The sequence below is a fragment of the Burkholderia sp. Ac-20349 genome (genome assembly GCF_017104865.1).
In the GTDB taxonomy this organism is placed as follows: Bacteria; Pseudomonadota; Gammaproteobacteria; order Burkholderiales; family Burkholderiaceae; genus Burkholderia; species Burkholderia aenigmatica.
This window is the reverse complement of sequence record NZ_JAAGPM010000108.1, coordinates 21,355-27,538: the sequence shown is the minus strand read 5'-3', so window position 1 is coordinate 27,538 and position 6,184 is coordinate 21,355. Positions and strand designations below refer to the sequence as shown.

The 6,184-nt window shown below is 69.1% G+C and carries 7 protein-coding genes; 4 read left to right on the top strand and 3 right to left on the bottom strand.

The window, feature by feature from the left end; all coding sequences use genetic code 11:
* From G3N61_RS28150 to G3N61_RS28140, 3 genes are all read right to left on the bottom strand, one after another.
* A partial coding sequence (locus tag G3N61_RS28150; protein ID WP_205824104.1) for a TSUP family transporter occupies window positions 1–224 on the bottom strand: 224 nt, incomplete at its 3' end.
* Between the two features lie 18 nt (window positions 225–242).
* Window positions 243–1,910 (bottom strand): bifunctional protein tyrosine phosphatase family protein/NAD(P)/FAD-dependent oxidoreductase, encoded by a 1,668-nt coding sequence (locus G3N61_RS28145; RefSeq protein ID WP_205824103.1) that lies wholly within the window; start codon window positions 1,908–1,910, stop codon window positions 243–245.
* Window positions 1,911–1,939: 29 nt separating this feature from the next.
* Window positions 1,940–2,824, bottom strand: coding sequence for an MBL fold metallo-hydrolase (locus tag G3N61_RS28140; protein WP_043183021.1), 885 nt, complete (start codon window positions 2,822–2,824; stop codon window positions 1,940–1,942).
* 249 nt (window positions 2,825–3,073) lie between these two features.
* Between G3N61_RS28140 and G3N61_RS28135 the strand changes: the two genes are divergently transcribed.
* The 4 genes from G3N61_RS28135 (at window position 3,074) to G3N61_RS28120 (ending at window position 6,037) form a co-directional block, all read left to right on the top strand.
* Entirely contained in the window at window positions 3,074–4,465 is a 1,392-nt protein-coding gene (locus G3N61_RS28135) for a sigma 54-interacting transcriptional regulator (protein ID WP_205824102.1), read from the top strand.
* A 78-nt stretch (window positions 4,466–4,543) separates the two neighbouring features.
* Window positions 4,544–5,077: a hypothetical protein gene (locus G3N61_RS28130; RefSeq protein WP_043183018.1), complete on the top strand. Its 534-nt coding sequence runs from the start codon at window positions 4,544–4,546 to the stop codon at window positions 5,075–5,077.
* A gap of 163 nt (window positions 5,078–5,240) precedes the next feature.
* Complete coding sequence (locus tag G3N61_RS28125; RefSeq protein WP_205824101.1) at window positions 5,241–5,804, top strand: DUF2975 domain-containing protein; 564 nt, start codon at window positions 5,241–5,243, stop codon at window positions 5,802–5,804.
* Window positions 5,805–5,812: 8 nt separating this feature from the next.
* On the top strand, window positions 5,813–6,037 hold the full coding sequence (locus G3N61_RS28120; RefSeq protein WP_027787308.1) for a helix-turn-helix transcriptional regulator: 225 nt from the start codon (window positions 5,813–5,815) through the stop codon (window positions 6,035–6,037).
* Window positions 6,038–6,184 lie beyond the last annotated feature (147 nt).

The window sequence follows — 6,184 nt, the reverse complement described above, 5'->3', positions numbered from 1 at the left end:
GCCAACAGAAGCGCCGCGCGATAGCGCACGAGCCCGCGGCGGAAACCTTCGAGCGCGCCGAGCGCGGCGCTGCCGGCCACCGCGACCAGCGCGACGGGCGTGGCCTGCTGCATCGGCCAGCCCATGCCGACGACGAGCGCGGGCACTGCGAGGATGCCGCCGCCGGCGCCGGTCAGGCCGAGCACGGCACCGACGAAACCGCCCAGTACGAGGGAAATCAGCATGACGTCAGCGGGCTCCGGTCAACGTGCGATCGCGGGCTTCGCGAGCCATTCGCGGCCCTTGAGCATCGCCTTCCAGTAGAGCGGCGGCAGCACGCGTTCCTTGAGCAGCCACGCGAGCCGCGACGGGCGCTTGCCGTCGATCAGCCACGCGGGGAAGGTCGGTGCGACCTTGCCGCCGTACAGGAATTCGGCGAGCACGATCTTGCCGCGCTCGACGGTGAGCGGGCACGAGCCGTAGCCGTCATACGCGGCATCGCCGTGCGCGCGGCCGAGCGACGCGAGCAGGTTGTGCGCGACGACGGGCGCCTGCTTGCGGGCGGCCGCGGCCGTTTTCGCATTGGTCGTGTTGGTCGCGTCGCCGAGCGCGTAGATGTCGGGGAACTGCCGGTGCCGCAGCGTCGCCGGATCGACGTCGATCCAGCCGGCCGCGTCGGCGAGCGGGCTCGAACGCACGAAGTCGGGCGCCTTCTGCGGCGGCACGACATGGATCATGTCGAACGAACGCACGACGGTTTCCTTGCCGCCGTCCGGCAGCGCGCGTGCGAACGTCGCGCGGCGTGCGGGCCCGTCGATCGAGACGAGGTTGTGGCCGAACGACAGCGCGATGTCGTAGCTTTTCACGTACTCCATCAGCGCGGGCACGTAGTCGGCGACGCCGAACAGCGCGCCGCCCGCATTCAGGAACTCGACGTTCGCGGCCTCGAGGTGGCCCGCGCGCCGCCAGTGGTCGCACGACAGGTACATCGCCTTCTGCGGCGCACCGGCGCACTTGATCGGCATCGGCGGCTGCGTGAAGAGGGCGTTGCCGCCACGGAACGCGCGCACGAGCTCCCACGTGTACGGCGCGAGATCGTAGCGGTAGTTCGACGTGACGCCGTTGCGGCCGAGCGTGTCGGCGAGGCCGTCGATCGCGTGCCAGTCCAGCTTGAGCCCCGGGCACACGACGAGCTTGCGATACCCGATGCGGCGGCAGCCATCGAGCACGACCGTCTGCGCGTCGGGCTCGAAGCCCGCGACGGCGGCCTGGATCCGGTGCACGCCGCGCGGCAGCACGTCGGTCATCCGGCGCGCGGTGGTCTCGGGCCGGAACACGCCCGCGCCGACCATCGTCCAGCCCGGCTGGTAGTAGTGGACGTCGGCCGGATCGATCACCGCGATGTCGAGCGATGCGTCGCGCGCGAGCAGGCTCGACGCGACCGCGAGGCCGGCCGCGCCCGCGCCGACGATCACGATGTCGTGCCGCGCGTCGACGGCCGGTGCCGCCTGCCTGCCGCCTTGCACGACCCGCGAGGCGAGCGCGCGCAGGTCGTAGCCGGCCGCAGCGGCCGTCGCGACGATGTCGTTCAGCGGGCGCAGGCCGGCTTGCGACAGCGCCCACAGCGTGGCCGAACGCGTGCCGCTGCGGCAGTACGCGAGCACCGGGCCTTCAAGCGACGCGACGAGCGCGCCGAACTGCGCGGCCTGGTCGTCGGTTACCTTGCCCGTATCGACCGGCAGGTAATGCACGTCGATGTCGAGCGGCGCGGCGGCCGCGCGGATCTCGGTGACGGTCGGCTGGTCGGGGCCTTCGCCGTCGGGGCGGTTGCAGATGATCGCGCGGATGCCGGCCGCGTGAAGCGCGGGCAGGTCGGCCGCCGCGATCTGCGGCGAGACCGACAGCGCGTCGGTCAGCTTGCGGATGGTCATGTCGGGGTTCTCCGGGTGGGGCGCGCGGCTCAGATCGCGTCGAGCGGGATCTTCAGGTAGCGCACGCCGTTGTTTTCGGGCTCGGGCAGGTGGCCGGCGCGCATGTTGACCTGCACGGACGGCAGCATCAGCACCGGCATCGCGAGCGTGGCGTCGCGCGCGGTGCGCATCGCGACGAAATCGTCCTCGGTCACGCCGTCCTTCACGTGCACGTTCGCGTGGCGCTGCTCGGCCACGGTCGTCTCGAACTGCACGTCGCGGCCGCCTGGCTGGTAGTCGTGGCACAGGTACAGGCGCGTGTCGGGCGGCAGGCCGAGCACGCGCGCGATCGAGCGGTACAGCGTGCGCGCGTCGCCGCCCGGGAAGTCGCAGCGCGCCGTGCCGTAGTCGGGCATGAACAGCGTGTCGCCGACGAAGGCCGCGCGCTGCGTCGCGTCGTCGACGCAGTAGGTCATGCACGCGGGCGTGTGGCCCGGCGTATGCAGCGCGCGGATCGTCAGCGCGCCGAGCGCGAGCGTGTCGCCGTCGTCGAGCAGCCGGTCGAACTGGCGGCCGTCCTGCGCGAAGCCGGGGCCCGCGTTGAACAGCGTGCCGAACACGTGCTGCACGCGGCGCACGTGCGAACCGATCGCGATCCGGCCGCCGACGTGTTCCTTCAGGTACGGCGCGGCCGACAGGTGGTCGGCGTGCACATGGGTTTCCAGCAGCCAGTGCACGTCCGCGCCGAGTTCGGCGACGCGGGCGATCAGACGGTCGGCGCTGGCCGTGTGCGTGCGGCCGGATTTCGGGTCGTAGTCGAGCACGCTGTCGATCAGCGCGCACGCGCGGCTCGCGGTATCGAGCAGCAGATAGCTGACGGTGTGGGTCGCCGGGTCGAAAAAGCCTTCGACCGACAGGGTGGTGGCATCGCTCACGGGGTGTCCTCGATCGGGTTCTGCATCTTTCATCGGGATCGGTAATTCAAGAAGCGTGCCAGCCTGCATCGCAGTGCCGGCCGATCTGCCAGGGACTTGATTTGGTTCGGGTTTTGGGCGCGGCCGCGGCGATGCACCGGCGTCGGCGGCATCCGTCCGACACCGTGGACTGCCATAACTGGCAGTGTCGTGGCAGAATTGGCAGTCCGCCTGGCAGTTCGTCAGGCAGCCCCGTCACCGAGCGTCCGCATGAATCCGCACGACACCATCCCGATCGTCCCCGCGCCGCGCCACGACGTCATGCCCGACGTGCGCGCGCTCGTTGCGTATCTCGAGCAGGATCCGCAGCCGATGATCGTCGTCGATCCCGACTACCGCATCCTCGCGGCGAACGATGCGTACCGGCGCCAGTTCGGCGTGGCAGGCGTCGAGCACGTGGGCCGGCACTGCTTCGAGGTCTCGCATCACTACGACGTGCCGTGCGACCAGGCCGGCGAGCATTGCCCGATGAAGCAGGCGCTCGAATCGCGCGGACTGAACCGCGTGCTGCACATCCACCACACGCCGCGCGGCCCCGAGCATGTCGACGTCGAATTGCGGCCGATCTTCGATGCGCACGGCAACGTGATCGCGTACGTCGAGCGGCTGACGACGGTGCGCAGCGCGTCCGCGCAGCCGAGCGCGGAAGGGCTCGTCGGCGGCGCCGATGCGTTCAATGCGGCGCTCGGCGCATTGCAGCGCGTGGCGCCCTCGATGCTGCCGGTGCTGCTGCTCGGCGAATCGGGCACCGGCAAGGAACTGTTCGCCCGTGCATTGCACGAGGCGAGCGATCGCGCGATGGGGCCGTTCGTCGTCGTCGATTGCTCGGGGATCGCCGAGACGCTGTTCGAGAGCGAACTGTTCGGTTACGAGAAGGGCGCGTTCACGGGGGCGAACCAGCGCAAGCCGGGCCTCGTCGAGACCGCGCAGGGCGGCACGCTGTTTCTCGACGAGATCGGCGACGTGCCGCTGCCGATGCAGGTGAAGCTGCTGCGGCTGATCGAGTCCGGCACGTTCCGCCGCGTCGGCGGCGTCGAGGCGCTGCGCGCGGATTTCCGGCTGGTCGCGGCGACGCACAAGCCGCTGCGCGAGATGATCGACGACGGCCGGTTCCGGCAGGATCTCTACTACCGGATCAACGCATTTCCGATTCCGTTGCCGGCGTTGCGCGACCGGCGCGGGGACGTCGCGCTGCTGGCCGAGTCGATCCTGCGGCGGATCGCGAATGCGCGCGCCAGCGCGGGCGACGCGGGCGCGCGGCCGTTCGCGGCCCGGCCGTTCGTGCTGACCGAGCGCGCGCGTGCGTGCCTCGATGCGTATGCGTGGCCGGGCAACATCCGCGAGCTGCGCAACGTGCTCGAACGCGCGTGCCTGTTCGCGGACGACGGGACGATTCGCGTCGAGCATCTGCCGGCCGAACTGGTTGTCGCATCGGCGGTGCCGCAGGAGGGGGCGGCTGGTGTGCTGACGGATGCCGAACTCGTGCGGATCGCAAGCGGGTTCGCCGGCACGCGCAAGGCACTGGCCGAACGGACGGGAATGAGCGAGCGGACGCTGTACCGCCGCCTGAAGGCGCTCGGGCTCGGGTCGCGCGGCGGGTGAGCGGGGCGCATCGAACGGGTGGCGGCGCGATGGGCCCACGCGGATAATGGCGCGTTCAATCCGGGGTCGTCTTCATTCATGAAACAGGTCTTTGCCGCGAGCCGCTGGCTCGCCGTTGCCGCCGTCGCGTCGTGGCTCAACCCGGTGCAGGCTGCCGAAACCAAGTGGACCGACGCGGCCGGCGCACATGCCGTCACGTTCGCGACCACCGAACAGGGCGACGACGTGCATCTCCGGGTGGTCGGCACGCTGAACGGGCAGCCCGACTGGTCGGTGCGTGACGACGTGACCGAATGCGGCGAGGACAAGGTGCTCGACGTCGTGCCCGCGTCGGTCGAGATGCCGGACCTGCTCGGCAACGGCCGCAGGCAGTTCCTGTTTGCGTACAAGATCGGCTGCCGCGGCGACGTCAGTCCCGATGCGGTCAAGTACTTCCTGATCGACCAGGGGAAAAAGTACGTACTGCGCGGCGAGGAAGTGCTGACGCACCGGGGCAAGCGTTTCGACGGCGGCGCGGCGCCCGTGCCGAATGCGGACCTGAAAGCCCAACCCGCGTTCCTGCGCTACATGACGAAGCATTGGCACGGGATCAGCGTGCGCGACTATCAATAGGCTCGCGCTCGGCGGTCGCGACGGTGCGTGCGATACGCGCCTGTCGAGGAGCGTAGAACATGCCGCACGATAAGAAATCATGGCAGTACGACGATTAATTATCGTTTTACGATAATTATCGGTGTACACTCGACGCACGTTCATTCCCCGTCGAGGACTTCGCATGCATTCCGATCGCATTGCCCGTATCAGCCAGTGCATGGCTGCCGTCACGATGTCGTTGATCGTCGGCCTGTTGGTGCTTAACGCAGCGTTCTGGGCCTTTCCGTCGTTGATCCTGACTCGTACTGGGCCCGGGTTTGCATTCGGCTTGTCCGACGCGGTGATCTCCAACCTGAACGTCGACGTCGCTGCGTTCCCGTGGTGGCAGAAGGTCGGCGGCTTTCTGTTGTCGGGCGTACCGCTCGTCGCGCTTGTGCATGGCCTGCGTCACCTGCGTCTGCTGTTCCGCACGTATGCGCACCGCGACTACTTCTCCGCGCAAGCGGCCGGCCATCTAGGCAAGACCGGGCGCGCGATCGGCCTGTGGGTATTGCTGAGCGTACTGTGCGAACCGCTCCTCAGTATGTGGGCGACGATGCTCGAACCGGTCGGCCAGCGCATGGTCAGCATCGGCTTCGGTCTGCCGTACGTCGTCGCGCTGTTCACCGCGGCCTGCATTGCCGTGATCGCACACATCCTCCGGCAGGCGAGTACGCTCGATGCCGAGCATCGCCAGTTCGTCTGAGGCGCGCCATGTCGATCGTGGTCAAGCTCGATGTGATGCTCGCGACGCGCAAGGTCCGCTCGAAGGATCTCGCGGCGGCCGTCGGCATCACCGAACAGAATCTGTCGCTGCTCAAGCAAGGGAAGGTCAAGGGCATCCGTTTCGCGACGCTCGAGGCGATCTGCCGCTATCTCGACTGCCAGCCCGGCGACCTGCTCGCGTTCAGCGATGACGGCGTCGGCGAGCCGGACTGACACGTCGCAACCGTCAGGTGCCGAGGTGGCGGGGCGCCGCCGGTCGCGCGTCGTTGCGCTTGCCGTGCGCCGCGCACGGGTTGCAAAGGGTGAAGCGGGCGGCACGCGGGCAATCCGCCCGCCGCCCGCATCGTCATGCGCTCAACG